Annotated in this window: 13 protein-coding genes and 1 pseudogene; 4 read left to right on the top strand and 10 right to left on the bottom strand. The window is 66.2% G+C overall.

Translation table 11 applies throughout. The features are described 5' to 3' along the window. Window positions 1-70: 70 nt before the first annotated feature. Window positions 71-1,378: an urea ABC transporter substrate-binding protein gene (gene urtA / locus BLS85_RS10795; RefSeq protein ID WP_425438479.1), complete on the bottom strand. Its 1,308-nt coding sequence runs from the start codon at window positions 1,376-1,378 to the stop codon at window positions 71-73. 353 nt (window positions 1,379-1,731) lie between these two features. Here urtA and BLS85_RS10790 point away from each other — a divergent pair, with 353 nt between their 5' ends. Both BLS85_RS10790 and BLS85_RS10785 read left to right on the top strand, forming a co-directional pair. Then, window positions 1,732-5,139, top strand: a complete 3,408-nt coding sequence (locus BLS85_RS10790; protein ID WP_245699183.1) for an ATP-binding protein — start codon at window positions 1,732-1,734, stop codon at window positions 5,137-5,139. After that, entirely contained in the window at window positions 5,126-6,055 is a 930-nt protein-coding gene (locus BLS85_RS10785) for a response regulator transcription factor (RefSeq protein WP_092786119.1), read from the top strand. The genes BLS85_RS10790 and BLS85_RS10785 overlap by 14 nt, the downstream gene beginning before the upstream one ends. A gap of 61 nt (window positions 6,056-6,116) precedes the next feature. Here the strand turns inward: BLS85_RS10785 and BLS85_RS10780 are convergent, their stop codons facing one another. Together BLS85_RS10780 and BLS85_RS10775 are read right to left on the bottom strand one after the other, a co-directional pair. Next, entirely contained in the window at window positions 6,117-7,124 is a 1,008-nt protein-coding gene (locus BLS85_RS10780) for a formamidase (protein ID WP_092786117.1), read from the bottom strand. A 183-nt stretch (window positions 7,125-7,307) separates the two neighbouring features. Further along, a complete protein-coding gene (locus BLS85_RS10775; protein WP_092786115.1) occupies window positions 7,308-7,637 on the bottom strand; it encodes a site-specific integrase in 330 nt (109 codons plus the stop codon). 59 nt (window positions 7,638-7,696) lie between these two features. On the opposite strand from BLS85_RS10775, the gene BLS85_RS10770 reads away from it, so the two are divergent. Further along, a complete protein-coding gene (locus BLS85_RS10770; protein ID WP_092786113.1) occupies window positions 7,697-8,137 on the top strand; it encodes an NHL repeat-containing protein in 441 nt (146 codons plus the stop codon). A 251-nt stretch (window positions 8,138-8,388) separates the two neighbouring features. On the opposite strand, the gene BLS85_RS10765 is transcribed toward BLS85_RS10770, so the two are convergent. Next, window positions 8,389-10,002, bottom strand: a complete 1,614-nt coding sequence (locus tag BLS85_RS10765; protein ID WP_092786111.1) for an ABC-F family ATP-binding cassette domain-containing protein — start codon at window positions 10,000-10,002, stop codon at window positions 8,389-8,391. A 189-nt stretch (window positions 10,003-10,191) separates the two neighbouring features. Between BLS85_RS10765 and BLS85_RS10760 the strand changes: the two are divergent. Then, window positions 10,192-10,404: pseudogene (locus BLS85_RS10760) on the top strand (transposase family protein); the annotation flags it as partial. Window positions 10,405-11,004: 600 nt separating this feature from the next. On the opposite strand, the gene BLS85_RS10755 reads toward BLS85_RS10760, so the two are convergent. The 6 genes from BLS85_RS10755 to BLS85_RS10730 all read right to left on the bottom strand — a co-directional run bounded on the left by BLS85_RS10755 (window position 11,005) and on the right by BLS85_RS10730 (window position 18,793). Then, window positions 11,005-11,685 (bottom strand): 4-carboxy-4-hydroxy-2-oxoadipate aldolase/oxaloacetate decarboxylase, encoded by a 681-nt coding sequence (locus tag BLS85_RS10755; protein ID WP_092786109.1) that lies wholly within the window; start codon window positions 11,683-11,685, stop codon window positions 11,005-11,007. A gap of 26 nt (window positions 11,686-11,711) precedes the next feature. Next, the gene (locus tag BLS85_RS10750) at window positions 11,712-14,423 is read right to left on the bottom strand and encodes a CoA-binding protein (protein ID WP_092786107.1); all 2,712 of its coding nucleotides are present in this window, start codon (window positions 14,421-14,423) and stop codon (window positions 11,712-11,714) included. Window positions 14,424-14,437: 14 nt separating this feature from the next. Further along, window positions 14,438-15,730, bottom strand: a complete 1,293-nt coding sequence (locus BLS85_RS10745) for an ATP citrate lyase citrate-binding domain-containing protein (protein WP_092786105.1) — start codon at window positions 15,728-15,730, stop codon at window positions 14,438-14,440. A 52-nt stretch (window positions 15,731-15,782) separates the two neighbouring features. Further along, the gene (locus BLS85_RS10740) at window positions 15,783-17,282 is read right to left on the bottom strand and encodes a tripartite tricarboxylate transporter permease (RefSeq protein WP_092786103.1); all 1,500 of its coding nucleotides are present in this window, start codon (window positions 17,280-17,282) and stop codon (window positions 15,783-15,785) included. A gap of 7 nt (window positions 17,283-17,289) precedes the next feature. Then, window positions 17,290-17,763 (bottom strand): tripartite tricarboxylate transporter TctB family protein, encoded by a 474-nt coding sequence (locus BLS85_RS10735; protein WP_176793613.1) that lies wholly within the window; start codon window positions 17,761-17,763, stop codon window positions 17,290-17,292. 82 nt (window positions 17,764-17,845) lie between these two features. Then, window positions 17,846-18,793 carry a tripartite tricarboxylate transporter substrate binding protein gene (locus tag BLS85_RS10730; RefSeq protein ID WP_092786099.1) on the bottom strand — a complete coding sequence of 316 codons (948 nt, stop codon included), beginning with the start codon at window positions 18,791-18,793 and terminating at the stop codon, window positions 17,846-17,848. Window position 18,794: the final 1 nt, after the last annotated feature.

Genomic DNA, 18,794 nt, shown 5'->3' with positions numbered 1-18,794 from the left:
AGGATCGTGGACCGGGACCGGGGGCGCGGGGAGGAGCACGCTCCTCCCCGACCACCCGCAGATTGGCGGTTTATTGGTAGCCCTCGGGGAACGGGTTGGGCTCCATTAGGTCGGCGGTCTCGTAAACCACCTCGTACTGGCCGTCGGCCTTGGCGTGACCGATGCGCGTCTTGCTCCACAGGTGGTGGTTCTCGTGGATCCGCACGTAGCCTTCGGGGGCCGTGGTCAGTTCGATGCCCGGAGAGGCCTCACGCACCTTGTCGATGTCGAAACTGCCGGCCTTTTCGACCGCCGCCTTCCACAGCCACGCACCCAGATAGGCGGCCTGGGTGACGTCGCCGATGACCATGTCGTCGCCCCACATCTCCTTGAAGTTGGCGACGAAGGCCTTGTTGTTCTCATTGTCCAGCGACTGGAAGTACTTCATGGCGGCGTAGGCGCCCTCGATGTTTTCGCCGCCGATGCCCCGGATTTCGTCCTCGGTCACCGAAATGGTGAGCAGGAGCGGGTGTTCCTGGGTCATGTCGATGCCGGCCGCCTTCAGCTGCTTATAGAAGGCGACATTGGAGCCACCGACGACGATGGCATAGATGACGTCGGGCTTCTTCAGCTTGATCTTGTTGATGACCGAGTTGAACTGGGTGTGGCCGAGCGGGAAGTAATCCTCGCCGACAACCGACAGACCCTGCTTCTCGATGTGCCGGCGCGCGATCTTGTTGGAGGTGCGCGGCCAGATGTAGTCGGACCCGATCAGGTAGAAGCTCTTCGCGCCCTTCTCCTTCACCACCCAGTCGATCCCCGCCAGAATCTGCTGAGTCGCCTCCTGGCCGGTGTAGATGACGTTCGGCGACTGCTCCAGGCCCTCGTAGAAGGTCGGGTAGTAGAGCATACCGTTGTACTGCTCGAAGACCGGCAGCACGGCCTTGCGCGACGCCGAGGTCCAGCAGCCGAACACGGACGCCACCTTGTCTTCCACCAGCAGCTTCCTGGCCTTCTCGGCGAAGGTCGGCCAGTCACTGGCCCCGTCCTCCTGCACGAACTCGATCTTGCGACCCAGCACCCCGCCCGCGGCGTTGATCTGGTCGATGGCCAGCTTTTCCGCCTGCACCGAACCGGTCTCGGAGATGGCCATGGTTCCGGTGATCGAGTGCAGGATGCCGACCTTCACAGTGCTGTCGGTGACGGCTAGGCCGGTGGTGTTCACCGCGCTGGTGAGCGGCGCCTGCGCGAAAGCGCGAGACGGCAGCAGGGAGGCCGCCAGCGGCAGGGCGGCCAGGCCGAGGGCACCACCCAGAAGCTTGCGGCGCTCCATGGAGGCCGGCTGGTCCGGATGGACTTGGAGGCTCCGGCGGACGGGCCGGGTGTTCGTGTCGGTCATGTCTGGGCTCTCCCCGTTGTGCGTATGGAGCGGATGCCGATCGGATGGCGGCGGGCGGCGTGCCGCCGAGCCATGCCATGGCCCATGACCGTGATGTGTTATTGTGCGGAGCAAAATACGCAGTTCCGCGTATGTTGTGATTGCGTGGACTGCGGTAGATCCAGCCGACGAAACGGCAAACTCCAGGTAATGGAGAAGGATAGCGCACCATTTCCGGGTTTTTCCGGAAAGCGCGAGGGAACGTCCGGTCACTTGCATTCATTCGTCGACAGACCGAGGCCGTCTGTCGGGCATGACGAGGTCATAGGGACGTGGCGGAACAGGAAAGACCGGCCATACCGGCGCGTCAAAGGGTGCTGCGGATCCGGCAGCGCTATAACCGTTGGGTCGCCAACGAGACGCTGGAGGACTACGCGCTCCGGTTCACCGCCACCGGGGCGCGCCGGTGGTCGTCGGCCCGGGTCGCGAATACCGCGCTGGGCGCCATTTCCTTTCTGGCCCTGGAGGGTATCGGCGGTGCGGTCACGCTGGCTTACGGGTTCGACAACGCGGTGGCCGCCATCCTGGCCGTCAGCGTCCTGATCTTTCTGACCGGCCTGCCCATCTGCTATTACGCGGCGCGCTACGGTGTCGACATCGACCTTCTGACGCGCGGCGCGGGGTTCGGCTACATCGGCTCGACCGTCACCTCGCTGATCTATGCCTCCTTCACGTTCATCTTCTTTGCGCTCGAGGCGATCATTCTCGCCCTGGCCCTGGAGATGTGGCTGGGGCTTCCCCTGATGGCGGGGTACGTGCTGAGTGCGCTGGTCGTGATCCCGCTGGTCACCTACGGCGTCACGGTCATCAGCCGGTTTCAGTTGTGGACCCAGCCCGTCTGGGTGCTGTTGCATCTGGCCCCATTCCTCTACCTCGGCGTGATGCAGCCGGACACGTTCGGCGACTGGACGCAGATGCAGGGCCGCTCGCCGGTCGCCGGCGACGGCCTGAACATCCTGGCGTTCGGCGCGGCGACCACGGTCGTGGCCTCCCTGGTGGCGCAGATCGGCGAGCAGGTGGACTTCCTGCGGTTCCTGCCCCGCTACCGGCCGGAGCGGCGGTGGGCGTGGTGGGGCTCGCTGCTGAGCGCCGGGCCCGGGTGGATCGTGCCGGGGGCGCTGAAGCTGCTGGCGGGGTCCTATCTGGTCTCGCTGTGCCTCGCGGCAGGAACGCCGGTCGAGGACGCCGCCAAACCGACCGAGATGTACCGCCTGGCCTTCGGTCGCATGATCGATTCGCCGGCCGTGGCGGTCGCCGTCGCCGGGATCTTCGTGGTCCTGTCTCAGTTGAAGATCAACGTCACAAACGCCTATGCCGGGTCCATCGCCTGGTCGAACTTCTTCTCCCGCCTGACGCACAGCCACCCCGGTCGCGTCGTGTGGCTGGTGTTCAACGTGGCCATCGCCCTGATTCTCATGATGTCGGGGCTATACGGCGCCCTGGAGCAGATCCTGGGGCTGTACGCGGTGGTGGCCGTCGCCTGGGTCGGGGCCCTGGTGGCGGATCTGGTGATCAACAAGCCGCTCGGCCTCAGCCCCCCGCACATCGAGTTCAAACGGGCGCACCTCTACGACATCAACCCCGTCGGCATGGGCGCCATGATCCTGGCCGTCGCCGCCGCCGTCCTGGTCTATTTCGGTGTGCTGGGCGAGACGGCCCGGGCGTTCAGCGCGTTCGTCGCCTTCGGCGTCGCACTGGCGACCGCGCCCCTGATCGCCTGGGCGACGGGCGGGCGGTTCTACCTGGCGCGGCAGAGCGACCTCGGCCCGGTGCCGGAGGCGGGGCTGGAGTGCAGCATCTGCCAGCACACCTTCGAGGCCGAGGACATGGCGTGGTGCCCGGCTTATGGCGGGCACATCTGTTCCCTGTGCTGCACCCTGGATGCCCGCTGCCACGATGGATGCAAGCCGCGCGAGGCGCGTTCCGGGGTCCTGCTGCCCGCCTTCATCCGCGCCAGTATGCCGTCCTGGCTCGCGCGGCCCCTGACCACCCGCATCGGCCTGCTGATTCTCGGGCTCGCGGCGTCGCTCCTCGTCGTTGGGGTGATCCTGACGCTGATCTACCTCCAGACCGCGCAGGAGGACGGCGCCGCCCGCGCCGCCGTGGCCGGCGCCCTGTGGATGACGTTCCTGGTCTTCGCGCTGGTCGCCGGCGTGGCCTCGCTGCTGTTCATGCTGACCCGGGAAAGCCGGCGGACCGCGCTGGAGGAGGCGGAACGCCAGACGGCCCTGCTGATGCACGAGATCGAGGCCCACCAGCGCACCGACGCCAAGCTACAGAAGGCCAAGGACGCGGCCGAGGCCGCCAACGTGGCCAAAAGCCGCTACATGGTCGGGATCAGCCACGAGATCCGCGCGCCGCTCAACGCCATTTCGGGTTACGCCCAGCTTCTGGCCCGTGATCGGACCATCCCGTCCCACCGCCGCGACGCCATCCATGTGATTCACCAGAGCGCGCAGCACCTGACGGGGCTGGTGGAAGGGTTGCTGGACATCTCGCGCATCGAGGCCGGGCATCTGGAACTGAACGACGATGAGGTCCACCTGGCCGATCTTCTCGATCAGTTCGCCGACATGTTCCGCATGCAGGCGCAGGCCAAGGGGCTGACCTTCATCTACGATCCGCCGCCCAGCCTGCCGGCGGTGGTCCACTGCGACGAGAAGCGCCTGCGTCAGGTCCTGTTCAATCTGCTGACCAACGCGGTCAAGTTCACCGAGACCGGCCATGTGGCCTTGCGCCTGCGCATGCGCAGCGAGGTTGCCGAGTTCGTCATCGAGGACACCGGCGCCGGCATTCCCGCCACGGACCTGCAGCGCATCTTCGAGCCGTTCGAGCGCGGCGCGGGGACCGCCTCGCGCCGGGTGCCCGGCATGGGGCTGGGCCTGACCATCACGCGCCTTTTGACCGAGGTCATGGGCGGCGCGGTCGGGGTCACCAGCGAGGAAGGCCGCGGCAGCCGGTTCTTCGTCAAGCTGTTCCTGCCGGAGGTCTCGTCTCCGGTCCCCCGCCAGCGCTACGCAAGCCCGCCACAGGGCTATCGCGGCGCCCGGCGTCTGCTCATGGTCGTCGACGACGAGCCATCGCACCGCGCCATGATGCTGGACGTCCTGCAGCCGCTCGGGTTCGACGTGGCCGTCGCCGGGGACGCCGAGATCTGCCGCCGGCTGGTGGTCGAGATGCGGCCGGACCTGTTCCTGATCGACATCTCCATGCCGGGCGGAAACGGCTGGGACTTGGCGGAGGACCTGCGACGCGGCGGGTTCACCGCCACACCCATCGTCATGGTCTCGGCCAACGCCCAGGAATACAGACCGCGCGGTCAACTCGGCGACCTGCATGACGCCTTCCTGGTCAAGCCCGTGGACCTGTCGCAATTGGTCGAAACGGTCGGCGACCTGCTGCGCCTGGAGTGGATCCGGGCCGACGATACGGTGGACGCCGAGCCCCGCGAGGTCGAGGACCTCACGCCGCCCGCGGACCTACCGGCGGCGCTGGTGACCGGCCTGGCGGACGCGGTGGCGATCGGCCACGTGCGCGGCGTCGCCGCCGCCCTGGACGCCATCGAGGCGGTGCGTCCGGACGCGGCCTCGTGGACGGCTGCCCTCCGCAATCTGTTGACCAACTTTTCCCTCGCGGATCTGGCCGAGGCCGTCGCCGACGTTCGGGCGGCTGCCTCGGCTCGGTCCGTGACTGCTCAAGAGACCTGCCATGAAGAGACGTGATCGCGATCTGGTCCTTGTCGTGGACGACACACCCGGATCGCTCAGCTTTCTAACCGAGGCCCTGGAGGACGCCGGCCTGAGCGTGCTGGTCGCGACGGATGGCGAGTCCGCGCTGGCGCTTCTGGACCGCGTCGTTCCCGACGTGATCCTCATGGACGCCGTGATGCCGGGCCTGGACGGGTTCCAGACCTGCGCCGCGATGAAGGCCCGCGGGGACATGGACCATGTTCCGGTGCTGTTCATGACCGGCCTGACGGAGACCGAACACGTCATTGAGGGATTGTCGGCCGGCGGCGTCGATTACGTCACCAAGCCGATCGTGCCGGAGGAACTGATCGCCCGCATCCGGGTGCATCTGGCCAATGCCCGCACGGCCAACGGCGCGCGGGTGGCCCTGGATGCCACCGGGCGGCATCTGATGGCGGTCACGCCGGGGGGAACGGTGCTGTGGGCGACGCCGCGCGCCGCCGCCGTGCTGGATTCGGTTCTGGCCGGCGGTCCCGGCTCCCGCCGGCTGCCCGATGCGTGCCTGGGGTGGCTGTCCGAGTGCGCGTACGCCGACGGGTCCCCGGCGGCCGTGCCGCCGCCGGTCGATCTGCCGCCGTCGGCGCTGCACGGGCAATGGGGCCTGACGTTCATCGACCGCATCGGCCCCAACGAGCTTCTGCTCCGGCTCGTGACGGCGGATCCGGATCGCGACCGCCGCCGCCTGCGGGAGGGACTGTCTCTGACCGGGCGCGAGGCGGAGGTCCTGATGTGGCTGGCGCGCGGCAAGAGCAACCGCGACATTGCCGCCATCCTGTCGGTCAGCCCGCGCACCGTCGACAAGCATCTGGAGCAGGTCTACGCCAAGATCGGCGTCGAGAACCGGACGGCCGCCGTGGGCATCGCGGTCAGCTGCCTGGTGGCCATCTGACGCAGCCGGTTCGAAAGAACGGAAGCCTCCGGCGGTTGGAACCGCCGGAGGCCGGAAAGGGTCATTTCGGCATGGGGCCGAGCTTGACACCGTCGGGGTAGTATTCCCAACCGTCGCGGATCTTGATCTTGTCGTCCCAGGGCAGCTTGTACTTGCCCTCGGCCAGATCGCGGACCCAGGTCAGGTAGTTCTCGCGCTCGCCGCCCGGCTTGCCGACGTAGGCACGGCAACCGAGGTTGAAGATGTTGTTTTCCAGGGCCCAGTTCTCGCGGGCCTTGTCGACCAGCCGCGGGAAGAGTTCCGCCGTGACGATTTCCCACGGGTTGCGGTGGCCCTGCTGGATCACATTGCCGTCGTAGTTGCAGACGGTGCCTTCGCCGAAGTAGTAGAAGACCTCGTCATAGCCAGCCAGGTTCACGGCCAGGGTGTACATCAGGTTCTGCCAGGCGTTGGACTTGTTGGTCCAGATCCACTGGTCGTTCACCTGGGTCGAGTACCCGGAAATGCGGATGTAGACGTTGCAGCCCTTGTACGCCGCCTCGCGCGCCAGTTCGGGGAACATGCCGTCGTGGCAGATGCACACGGCCAGCTTCGAGCCCTTCGGACCGTCGCACACCGGCATGCCGTAGTTGCCCGGCGACCACGGCTCGATCGGCACCCAAGGCTGGAGCTTGCGGTAGTGCAGCGCGATGTCGCCGTCGGCGTTGATGATGATGGCGCTGTTGTAGGGCGGCTTCTTGGGGTCCTCGTTGCGCTCCATCAGCGAGAAGACGCCCCAGACGCTGTTTCGCTTGCAGGCCTCGCGGAAACGCCCGATCTCCGGACTTTCCAGAGTCAGCAGCATTTCATCGTAGGTCCAGATCTTGGTGTTCAGACCCTGCGTCGAGTATTCCGGGAACACGATGAGATCGAGGCCGGGGTAGCCCGCCTTCGTGTTGTCGACCGTCTTGCAGATCTTGTCGACCTGGACCTGGATATCCTCGGGACCGCGAATGACCGGGACGGGGTATTGAATCATCGCCGTCAGCAATGCCTCGTCCCAGGAACTTACGCTTCCAGTGCTACCCATGTCGGTTCCTCCGTTTCGGTGTATCTGTGAGGCAAGGGCCAAAACCGGGATGCCATGGGGACGGACTCCGTTACGTCGACACCCAGACCCTTCTCGAGACCACCCCGATCCTCTTCGAACCGAAACGCGGCTTGAATACGTGGTTTAGCGTAGGCGCCCCGGGCATGAGCGCTAGGTCGCCGGTCATGAACCGCCCCGTGTTTGCCGGAGGCCGGTTTGTTGGAGTCCTATTGGCCCTGCCCCTGGAAAGGGGTCCGGGTTGTCACCGGCCTCGGTGCCCTGAGCCAGCCACATGACGTGCGCCTCCCAGGCGTCCCAGGCCATGCGTTTTTCGGTCGCGAAATCGTGATGCTGGTAGACCCCGACCACCCCGGCAACGGTGCCCGAGACATGGTTCAGGCATTTCTCGATGGTGGCAATGTTGATGCCCAGGCGCGCCATCCCGGAGGCGACGGTTCGGCGGATGTCATGAACCCGCCCCGGCTGGATGTCGTCGCGCGTGATTTCGGTCACCCGCTCCGGGCCTCTTTCCGTGGTGGTCCGATCCACCACAGACTTTTGGAGGTTAGCCGATGCGAAAGATGATTCTGGCGGGCGCCCTCACAGCCATCGTGGCGGCGGGCGCGAGCGGTGCGGCAGGGGCCGGTTCCTGCGAGCCGTCCCTGATGCTGTCGGGTCTGTCGTCTCCGGTCGGTGTCGTCGAGCGGTCCGACGGATCGCTGGTGATTTCCAACATCGCCGGGGACATCACCGTGATCGACGCCGAGGGCCGACGGACGGACATCGATGGCGTGCTGCGGCAACCGGCGCCCGGCATCGTGGTCACGCCGGACGACCGGGTTTTCGTGCAGGACGACGGCGGGTCGTCCCTGTTCGAACTGGTCGATGACACCACGCTCGAACCCGTGGCGGAGGCGTTCTCCCGCCCGGTCGACCTCGCGGTGGCGCCCGACGGGTCGCTGCGCGTGGGCAGTTGGGGTGGGGGCACGCTGGACCGGGTCTGCATCGACTGATCGCGGGCGACCGCGAAACCGATCGAACCCGACGTCAAACGAAGGACGCGACATGACCACACGGACCAGCACGGTGCCGATGCGGCAGCTGGGCAACGGCTTTGCGGCATCGGCCATCTCCTTCGGCGCGATGGGGGTGTCCGAATTCTGGGTATTCGGATTAATTGGTTGATACGTGCGTTGGCGTTCAAAAGTCGAAATCAGGTGAGCAGCGGAAAATATGGTTTATCGTGAGACACATGACATTTCCGTCAAAGTGGCTCCAACCTCCAGCCTTGTTCAGTAGCAAGCAAGCGTTCTGTGAGTCCGAGGTTTCCCAGAAATGAGTCATCATGCGACACTACGACCAACGTGCCTCGGTAACTACGCAACATGATTTCTAATGCCTGTACTGAGGGCAAATCAAGGTGGTTGTTCGGTTCATCAAGCAACAACAGGTGCGGTGGTGAATCGGCGTAGAGTATGCAAGCGAGAGCTCCCTTTAGACGCTCACCGCCGCTCAGCGACCCGCTGGGTGTCGCTATCGTCTGCGCGTCAAGTCCTAGTTGAGCCAAGCGCATGCGTAGGTCCCCTTCGGTAGCTGTGCGATTGGCTAATTGTAACTGTTCTAGTACCGTATTCTCTGGATCCAAATTTTCTAATCGCTGATCGAGATATGCGCTCTCCGGCGTTACCTTGGATACCCCAACCAAAGGCGAAATTTGGCCTGCAAACACTCGAAGCAACGTGGATTTACCACAACCGTTCGGGCCGACTACGCCTATACGCTGTTGCCCACCCAGGATCAGGCTTATGGTCCGGGTTGCTCCCGATACGTACGGCAACTCCACGTCATTCAATTCGGCCACGCGACGCTTTGCGGCCTGCGTGATTGGTATTTCATGCAGTGTTATGTGCGACTCATCTTCAACGTGCTGTGCGGCCTCACGCACTCTTTGGTTGAGTTGCGCCCGGCTGGAGGCCTGTTTCTGGCGCAGCGCGCCTGACGATGTTTCGCTGCGCTCTTTCTGACGATCCAACAAGATCTTGGCTTGATTGGCCTCTTTGCCTCGCCGGTTACCGCGCGCTTGCCGTTGTTCCTGCCGTACACGCTGCTTCCGCATCGCCTGTTCCTGCCGTTGGCGTTCAAGCTTGCGCTCACTCAGGTTTTGTAGGGCGTTCTGTCGTTCGTGTGCCTTAGCCTCGGCGTAAAATGAGTAGTTGCCTCCATAGCTTTGCAGCCCCAGGGAAGACAATTCCACGATGCGCGCCATGGACTCCAGCAATTGCCTATCATGGCTGACCACGATCAGCCCACGCGGCCAGCGTTGTAGTTGTTCGATCAGCGCCTGTCGGTTCGGTCGATCGAGATGGTTGCTCGGCTCATCAAGAATCAAGAAGTCTGCATCCGAGAGCATGGCACCAATCAAAGAAATTCGCATCGCCTCACCGCCGCTTAGGATGCTGGCAGGCGTGTCTGTTCCAAGGTGGCTCAAGTTATTGCGCTCAAGGTCATAGCGGAGTCGCTGGCGTATGTCCCAGTGATCTCCTACGGCATCGAAATGCTCCGGTGCTGTACTGCCTGACTCAATACGTGCTAGCGCATCCAGCGTGTGCTTTACCCCCGCCAAGTCGGCCACTGTAGAACCATCAGGGTGCACCACTTGCTGGGCGAGGTAATGCACGCTGCCGGAGCACTGGCAGTGGCCGGTGGTTGGTTGTAACAACCCAGCCAAGATGCGTGCGAGCAAAGTTTTGCCGACACCATTGCGTCCGACCAGTCCCGTTGAGCGCATATCGAACTGCTCGTGAAGGTCGGAGAAAAGAGTTCTGCCGTCTGGCAGAACGTGGGATACGTTTTTCAGTACGAGATGGGTATTCGCCATGCTCTATTCCAACGATGCCAAGAGCTCCCCCTGCTAATGGGGGCTGGTGGAGACTGGCCGTCATAACAACGGCGGCATCAATGGCGCATTGGACAAACACCTCATATTGGAAGGAATAGGCTGATTATTGTACAAGCACTTTCACAAATGGAAAATGCATTATTTTCAACTAATTGAACCGACAAACTCATGACCGAGATGCCCGACAACATCCTTTATCTGCCTGAGTACCAGGTTCTGGGCTGCAAATCCACCGACGACGAGATGCCCTTCCAGGTGGAAGCGCCCGATCCCATCGCCTGTGAGGAGTGCGGCGTGCAGGGTGAATTCGTGCGGTTCGGCAAGCGTGATGTTCCCTATCGTGATCTGCCCATCCACGGCAAGCGGGTCACCGTCTGGGTGGAGCCCGATGACATCAACGTCCTGCTGGCCGGCGTGGCGGCGGGCGATGGCCTCGTCTTCCTGCCGTCCTCGCTGACGGCGTTGCGGCGTTGCGGCGTTGCGGCGTTGCGGCGTTGCGGCGTTGCGGCGTGGCCTACCGTCGATTCACAGCCGACATCGAGTCTCGTTTCACGGTCACCCTGACGCCGATCCGCAGGGCGAATGAAACCCGTCCATCGGCGTTGCAGGCATGGGATCGGCTTATCACCGCGCCACGCCCCTGAACGTCGACGCGCTGAAGTGCACGCCCTGGATGTCAATCGGCGTCCAAAAGTGGCTCTGGCTCAATCTGAGTGCACGACGGCTCCACTTTCGCCTTGACGGCCGGTGCGCCCCGGCACCGCTACGCGATGCCGCTTGGTCAAAGGGAGCGGCGCGGTCGTCTCGCCACAAAGGCTCCTTGTCTCGGTATTCTCGCCGTTCTCAGGCCCGCGATCCACTTATCGCCCTGTCCAAATTTCCCCGGCCAGCTCTCATCCCGGCGTCGGGTTTAATCAAGACGTCTGCATATTATTGTCGGTGATGGCCGGAGCGGCCCGGCGACCGGTGACGGATCCCGGGTTAAAGCGTCGGCACATAGGTCAGTCCCTTTTCGGCGAGGCGCGGGCGCATGCCGTCCAGGTCGAGTGTCAGTTCGCCGCCGGCCAGGGCGGCGCGGCGGTCGGCCTCGGCTTGCTCCCGGGCCCGGGCGGCGCGCAGGACCGTCTCGGCAAGGTCGCGCGGGACCACGCACACGCCGTCGTCGTCCGCGACGATGATGTCACCCGGCCGGACGGCCGCCCCGGCGCAGACGACCGGGATGTTGACCGATCCCAGGGTCTCGCGCACCGGTCCGCGCGCACACAGGCCGCGCGACCACACCGGAAAGCCCATGGCGGTCAGGGCAGCGGCATCCCGCACCGGGCCGTCCACGATCAACCCGGCCGCGCCCCGCGCCTGCATGGACGTGGCCAGCAGTTCGCCGCAATAGGCCACCGCGCACGGTGTGTCGAGGGCGACCACCAGGATGTCATCCGCCTGGATCTGCTCGATCGCGACATGGATCATCCAGTTGTCGCCGGGCGGCGCGGCGACCGTCACGGCCGGTCCCGCGATGCGGGTGCCTGGGAACACCGGCCGAAGCGCCATGTCCATCAGCCCGACGCGCCCCTGTGCTTCGTCCACCGTGGCGACGCCACAGGCGGCCAGCCCAGCGACAACCTCGGCGTCGGGGCGGGCCGCGTCCGTCACGACAATGCTCATCCAAATCCCTCCCGATCGGGGTTTCGTCAGGCCACGAACCGGCAGGCGGAGGCGGGCGAGCGGGTGTCCATGTTGCGACCCCGGTTGAGGTGGTCGTCGATCTCGGCGGCGGCGCCGATCATGCGGCCGTACAGGAATACGTTGAACGCCGCCGTCTCCAGGTCGCGTTCGGTCAGCGCGCCGGAGCGGTAGTCCTTCCACAGAAGGGCCAGCAGCAGTGCGGCGATGACCGCGTCGACGTTGACGCAGAACACGTAGGGCGAGGCGCCGACCTCATAGAGCGCCTGCACAAGCTCCCGATAGAACGCGTGGAAGATGTTGTACTCTCCGCGCTCGTCCATAAACCGCGCGATAAACCGCTCGCGCGGGTCGTAGTTGACCGGGTTGCCCCGGAACACGGGGTGATGCACGCCGGGCAGCGCCCGCGTTTCCTGCCCCACCTCCTTGGCCTGGCGCTTCTCGGCCTGATAGGCCTCGGCGAACGCCGTCGCCATCGCCTTCAGGTCGAAGCCGTGGTTCGGGTCGGTCGGGTCGTCCAGGCCCTTGCCGCGGAACTGCTCAAGCAGGAAGGCCATGCCCTCGAACCCATTGCCGCCGTGACTGTAGCCGGTGTGGGTCAGAAATCCGGCCATGCCCTTGTTGATCTGCACCCGGCCCGGGGTCTGCGGACCGTCGGCGGAGACCGCGCCCTTGGCGCCCTGAGCCGAGATGGCGCCGGGCCCGTTGGAGATCAGCAGCCCGATCAGCAACTGCAGGGGTCGGGCGTCGTCGCCCTCGGGGCGCTTGCCGGTGATGGCCAAGTAGCACAGGTCGGCCACGGTCCATTCGCTGAACCGTTCCTGACGCGGAATGCCGTGCAGGCTGCCGCGCTGATGGTGACGCCCCTCGATGGAGGCGCCGACCATCACCCCGTACAGGCGCAGGTACCACGGCAGCGTCTCGGCGGTCAGGCGGCTGATGCGCTTGCGCATCAGGGGACCCCAGGCGATGGTCGTTGCGATGGCGGCCAGGATGGCGTCGCGGGAGGGCGGCCCGCCCAGCGTCTCCAGGAACCGCAGGAATACCGAGTGGCCACCGCGGTCGCGCACCGCTTGCAGCATGGCCCGGGGGCGCGGTTGTTCGGCCTCTTCCGGCGTGGCCAGGAACAGCGCCCGGGTCGACTCGTCCATGGTCAGGCCAGACAGATCGAACCCTTCGTCGCGCCCGTCGCGCAGCCCGGACTGGGCGAACAGGTCGATCAACGCCCGCGAACACGCCAAGGCCCGCTCGACGCGCTTCGGCCCGACCAGGCACACCGCCGCCGCCATGATGGCGTTGGGCGCGTTGCCGGCCTCGCGCGCGGCGTCGGCGGCGATCAGCATGGGCTCGCCCACCAGGTTGACCTCGGCCGCCACGGCGACGTCGAGCAGCGCGCGGTCGTTCTCGCAGGCGATCTCGTGCACCAGCGGCAGGGCGAAGGTGGCCTCCAGCGGCTCCAGCGCGAGGTCGAGCACGGCATGCCCGTGCACCGAGGTGACCTGCGTCTTCGGATCCATGACCGAGGCGCCAGACGCGTCCTTCATGCCCTGGCGGGCGATGACCGCGCCGATCTGCTGGCGCAGCGCCTGGATCTGCCCGTCGTAGGGGTCCCGGGCCGGCACCACGGGCAGGTCGATGTCCTCTGGGATCGGGATGCCTTGCGTATTGGCCATCCACGGCTTGAGCGCCAGCGAGCCGGCGGGCGCGAAGTCCGGCGCGGCGCCGTTCAGCGCCATCACCGCCGTCAGGGCCGCCGGAATGTCGGCGATGTTGACCACCACGGCGCCGGTCTTCGAGGCATGCGGGGTCTCGGGCGTGAACAGGCCGTCCACCCCGAACGCCTCCCGGAACCAGCGCTCCTTGTCCTCGGCCCGGTCGCCGCTGCCGGCCATGGCGCCGGCGTGACCGACCGCCCGGGTCAGCCGGCTCTTCCAGCGGCCGACCACGCAGGCCACGGTGGGCTTGCCGAAATCCACGCCGTGTTCGTAGTAGCCGCCGGGCTCGACGTACAACACGGCCGCCTTGGTGCGGTCGTCGGTCCGCAGCGCATGAGCGAAGTCGCGCGCGGCGTAGTGAATGTAGATGTCCTTGCCGGAGGAGATCAGGGTCGTCGTGCCCCAGCCCTCGGTGGCGAGGTACTGGGCAATGGTGGTCGTGAACCCGCCGGAGTTTGAGAAAATCGCCACCGACCCCTTGAGCAGGGATTCCTCGGGATGGTCGCCGCCCAGCGCGCCGCCCAGGCGCACACGGTTCCAGGCGTCCGCCACGCCCAGGCAGTTGCCGCCGATCACGTCCACCCCGTTGGCCTGGGCCATGGCCCGGATCTCGCGCGCGTCGTGAACCGCGACCTTCTCTGTGATGATGATGATCTTCTCCAACGCCGGGTTGACCCGCACCAGTTCGGCCACGCCATCACGAACACCCGCTGGCGGCAGGTAGACCACGCCGGTGTTGAAGGTGTGGCCGGCGTTCAGGCCCTCGCGGACGTTGTTGTAGACCGGGATGTCGCCGATCGGCGTTTCCAGAACCTGGGAGCCGCGTCCCGGCGCGGTGCCGAACACCACGTTGCCGCCGGAGAAGGCGTGGCTGGTCGGCGTCACGGTGCGGGATTCGTTGCCCAGGATGTTGAGCACGCAGACCCGGTCCGACCGCGACGCCACCTGCTCCAGGGACCGGATGCCGAGGTAGTAGTTGACCCCCTCGATGCCCTGACGATACATGCTGCGTCTCCCTATCAGGCGCTTGTTTCGAGATTGGGTCTGATGCCCATGTGCCGGGCCACCACGTCGCGGCCGCCGGCCGTCATCCACGCGTCCACCTTGCGGGCGTAGGCCACGACCTCGCTGATGGCGCTGTCGAAGCCGAAGAAGCGGTACGGCAGCCCCAGCGCGTCGCAGGTCTCGGCCAGGGTGCCGAAGCCCCGGATCAGGTTGGGGCCGCCGCGCCCGACCACCACGTGCAGCGGCGTCGGCCCGCGCTCGGCGAAGAACTCCCGCAGGGCGTCGCCCATGGCGCGGAAGGTCTCGTGGATGTCGGTGTTGTTGGCCTTGCCGCCGATGATGAACAGCACGTTGGTCTGCGGCAGGAAGTGGCGATAGCAAATGCGCGCCACGTCCTTCATCTTCTCGTAGGGCGGGTTGCCGCCGAAGTCCGACGAGATAATGGCCGCCTCGCCCAGCACCTCGGTCACCAGGCTGTTGGCGCCGCCGCCGAAGGTGGGCGCGAGAATGGTGCCGTTGGGATTGATGACGAACACGTCGGACTGACCCTGGTAGGTGCGGAGCTGGTTCACCTCATGCTCGAACTCCGAGACGTCGCCGGCAAACAGGTGCGCGGGCAGGCCAAGGCGCGCCATGCGCGGGTCGTCGCGGTCGAAGCCGGCCTTGAAATCGCAGGCGACCGGCAGCAGGCGCCCGCCCGGTTGCGGCCGCAGGCGGATCGGGTTTAGTTCCAGCGTCGTCATGCCGTAGTGGTGGAACAGGTCCCACAGCTTGGGCAGATGCTGCACCAGCGGCGAGATGATCTCGCGCGGCGCGCCCAGGTCGGACAGCGCGTTGGCCACCACGAACGCCTTCAGGCCGGTCAGCGCCTCGAACGGGATGGTGGCCAGCTCGCCCTTGTTCAGTTCCTCGATCTCGACGCCGCCCTTGTGGGTGATGGTCACGGTCGGCGCCCGGTAGCGGGTGTCGTCGGTGATCGAGAAGTAGACCTCGTGCTCGGCCGGCACCGCGCCCTCGAAGGTCACGCCGTTGGCCTTGGCCAGGGTCGTGCCATGGCGGTGCTCGGCGAAGTACAGGCGCTCCTTCTCCGCCAGCGCGGTCTTCAGGTCGCGCGCCTGCCCGACCAGGCCGGCCTTGCCCTTGCGTCCCACGCCGCCCTTGAAGATCGGCTTGACGAAGATGGTGCCGTGTCGGGCCAGCAGGTCCTGGATCTCGTCCTCGCTGGCGCCGGGGCCCAGCACCTCGGTCACGGGAAAGTCCACGTAGCGCAGCAACCGCGCGCCATGCATGAGTCCGGTCAGTTGCATCGGCGGAGGTCCTCTTCGGTGGCGTCCCGGGAAAGAGCGCGCGCGTCGGGCATCATTGTGTTCCCTGCCTGCCGCGCCAGCGACGCACCAGGGGAACGAGAATGGCGGCCGCGGTCATGGCGATCAGCGCCCAAGTGATGGGCGAACCGACGAAAATGGTCTCGTCCATGTTCATCAACAGGACCGCGCGACGGAAATTGGCTTCCGCCATCGGCCCCAGGATGGCGCCAATGATGATCGGAGCCAACGGAAATCCGCTCCGTGTCAACAAAACGCCCAACACGCCAAAGGCCCACATGATCCAGACATCCTCGATGGCGTTCTGGGCGGCGAAGGCCCCGACGGTGGTGACCACCAGGATCATGGGCGCCATCAGGGCCGGCGGGATCCGCATCGCGCGCGCGAACAGGCCGGCGCCCATCGCGCCGATCAGCAGCATCAACGGCGCGGTCAGCAGCATCTCCCACATGAAGCCGTAGACGACCTCGGGGTTGTTGCGGAACAGCGCCGGGCCGGGCTGCAGGCCGTGGATCATCAGGCCGCCCAGGATCATGGCGGCCACCGAGTTTCCGGGCACGCCGAGCGTCAGGGCGGGGATCATGGCGGCCGCGTTGTCGGCGTTGTTGCCGCATTCCGAGGCGGCGACGCCGCGCGGGTCGCCCTCGCCGAAGCGGTTGTCGTGGCGTACCCAACGCCGTTCCTGGGTCCAGGACAGGAAGCTGGCGAGGTTCCCCCCGGCACCGGGAATGATGCCGATGATGACGCCGAGCACGCCGGACCGCAGCCAGGTCGGCACCAGGCGCGCGGTCAGGGACAGGGACAGCGCCGGACCGGCACGGGCGTCGACCGCGCCCGCCGAGTCCGGGGCGGCGGCCCGGCGGCGGGCATCCAGCAGCAAGTCGAGGGCTGGCGGGATGGCATACAGCCCGGTCAGCAGGATGATGAGGTTGACGCCACCGACCAGGGCATCCAGGCCGAACGTCAGCCGTTCCTGGCCGCTGATTTGGTCGATGCCGATCAGCCCTACCAGGACGCCGATCACGGCGGACGCCAGCCCTTTGATGGGGTCTCCCGACATCAGGACGGCGATCGAGACAAGGCCGAACACGGCGACCCAGAAGTACTCGGCCGGCCCGAACTGGAGCGCGAAGCGGATCAGCAGCGGCGCCACCATGATCAGGGCGACGGCGCTCAGGATCGCGCCGATCACCGAGGAAACCAGCGCCACCTGCAATGCCAGCCGCGCCTGGCCCGCGCGGGCCATGGGGACCCCGTCGAAGGTGGTCGCAACGCCCGATGGCGTGCCGGGGATGCCGACGAGGATGGCCGGGATTGCGCCGCCGTACATGGCGCCGTTGTAGATGCCGGCCATCAGGGCCAGGGCATGGATGGGCGGCATGCCGTAGGTGAACGGCAGCAGAACAGCGATTCCGAGGGTGGCGGTCAGGCCGGGCAACGCCCCGAGCACGATCCCGGCGATCACACCCGCCGCCATCGACAGCACGACGACGGGGTCCAGGACCAGCGGGAGGGCGGCGAAAAGCAGGTCCATGAGGGGCCTATCCGAAGATCACATCCTGCGGCAAAGGCAGCCGCAGGAGGAGCGAGAAGACAACGTACATCGCGCCGACAAAAAGGACGGTGACGGGCAGCAGACGCTGCAAACGCCGTTCGTGCCCGCCGATCCAGGCCAGAAGCGGCATGAACAGCAGCGCGCCCGTCAGCAAGCCCACGTGTTCCGCCGCCATGACGTAACCGGCCAGCAACAGCAGTCCGACGACCTGGACCCGGCCGGGGTGTAGGCTGGGGTGCGTGTCGTCCGTGCCCCCCGTGTCAGTCCCGGCGTCGGGTCCGGCCGGCTTCGGCAAGGACATGCGCCATGCGCGAACCAGGCCGATGACGGCCGCCGTGGCCAGGACAATGCCAAGGGCGGCGGGGAACATACCCGATGATCCGCCCAGCCGCAGGCCTTCGACCATGGCATAGCCGCCCAGGGCCGCGACCCCGAGGTATGTCAGGAGATCCGGTCGCATGGGGACCTCGCGCGCGAATGGACCGAAACCAGCGGCAGGCGCCTGCAGTGTCGGGCGCCCGCCATCATGGCTTAAACCGATGTTACTGCCAGGGGTTCTCGTCCCACAGCGCGCGATAGGACGTATCGAGATCCGACAGATGCGCGGCGAACGCATCGGCGTCCATGTAGTTGAAGACCGTGAACTGCTCGTTGAGCTTGGCCTTCCAGGCGTCGGACGTCGCCGCGCGCTCGACCGCCGCGGCCGCCTTGTCGACGACCTCCTGCGGCACGCCGGCCGGGAAGACGATGCCGCGCTCAGACTTCATACTGACGTCCCAGCCGGATTCCTTGACGGTCGGAACGTCCGGGGCAAGGTCCGTGCGCTCGTCGCCCAGGTGCGCCAGGATGCGCACCTTGTCGGTGTACGGCATCATGCCGCCCAGGTTGATGGCGGCCATCGACACGTGCCCGCCCATCAGCGCGATGCGGGCCGGACCCGAGCCCGGGAACGGCACCGGGGTCAGGTCGATGCCGGCGGCCTGCTCGAAGTAGACCACGGCGAGGTGGTCGTCCGTGCCCACGCCCGTGATGGCCACGGTCACCGAGGCCGGGTTTTCCTTCGCGTAAGCCACCAAGTCGGCCAGGGAGTCGAACGGGCTGTCGTTGGCCACCGAAAAGGCCGACGGGTCCTGGATCAGATTGCCCAGGGGGGTGAAGTCCTCCAGCGTGAAGCGGGCGTCCCGGGTGATCGGGATCGTGATCGCCGGTGGGATGTTCAGAATGCCCATGGTGTAGCCGTCCGGCTCGGCCGTGGCGATGGCCGTATGGCCGGTTTCGCCGCCGGCGCCCGGCCGATTGACGACAACGACGTCGGTGCCGAGTTCCTCTTCCAGCAGCGGGGCGAGCGTGCGCGCGGTGGTGTCCGTGCCGCCGCCCGGGCTGTAGGAGACGATGAGGTTGACGGTCTGTTCCGGCCATTCCGCATGGGCGGTCGTCCCGAAGGCAATCGCCGCCACGGTGGTCAGCAAGGCGGTGCGGATTGTACGCATG

It is taken from the genome of Rhodospira trueperi, from assembly GCF_900101965.1.
GTDB classification, from domain to species: Bacteria; Pseudomonadota; Alphaproteobacteria; order Rhodospirillales; family Rhodospirillaceae; genus Rhodospira; species Rhodospira trueperi.
The sequence above is the reverse complement of the archived record's forward strand: the minus strand, read 5'-3'. Positions and strand labels throughout refer to the sequence as shown.

Bases quoted from the DNA above. Each gene is read 5' to 3' on its own strand.
- BLS85_RS10735 (WP_176793613.1), bottom strand. From the start codon at position 17,763: ATGCGACCGGATCTCCTGACATACCTCGGGGTCGCGGCCCTGGGCGGC.
- BLS85_RS10740 (WP_092786103.1), bottom strand. From the start codon at position 17,282: ATGGACCTGCTTTTCGCCGCCCTCCCGCTGGTCCTGGACCCCGTCGTC.
- urtA (WP_425438479.1), bottom strand. From the start codon at position 1,378: ATGACCGACACGAACACCCGGCCCGTCCGCCGGAGCCTCCAAGTCCAT.
- BLS85_RS10765 (WP_092786111.1), bottom strand. From the start codon at position 10,002: ATGGCGAATACCCATCTCGTACTGAAAAACGTATCCCACGTTCTGCCA.
- BLS85_RS10750 (WP_092786107.1), bottom strand. From the start codon at position 14,423: ATGTATCGTCAGGGCATCGAGGGGGTCAACTACTACCTCGGCATCCGG.
- BLS85_RS10785 (WP_092786119.1), top strand. From the start codon at position 5,126: ATGAAGAGACGTGATCGCGATCTGGTCCTTGTCGTGGACGACACACCC.
- BLS85_RS10730 (WP_092786099.1), bottom strand. From the start codon at position 18,793: ATGCGTACAATCCGCACCGCCTTGCTGACCACCGTGGCGGCGATTGCC.
- BLS85_RS10745 (WP_092786105.1), bottom strand. From the start codon at position 15,730: ATGCAACTGACCGGACTCATGCATGGCGCGCGGTTGCTGCGCTACGTG.
- BLS85_RS10770 (WP_092786113.1), top strand. From the start codon at position 7,697: ATGCGAAAGATGATTCTGGCGGGCGCCCTCACAGCCATCGTGGCGGCG.
- BLS85_RS10780 (WP_092786117.1), bottom strand. From the start codon at position 7,124: ATGGGTAGCACTGGAAGCGTAAGTTCCTGGGACGAGGCATTGCTGACG.
- BLS85_RS10755 (WP_092786109.1), bottom strand. From the start codon at position 11,685: ATGAGCATTGTCGTGACGGACGCGGCCCGCCCCGACGCCGAGGTTGTC.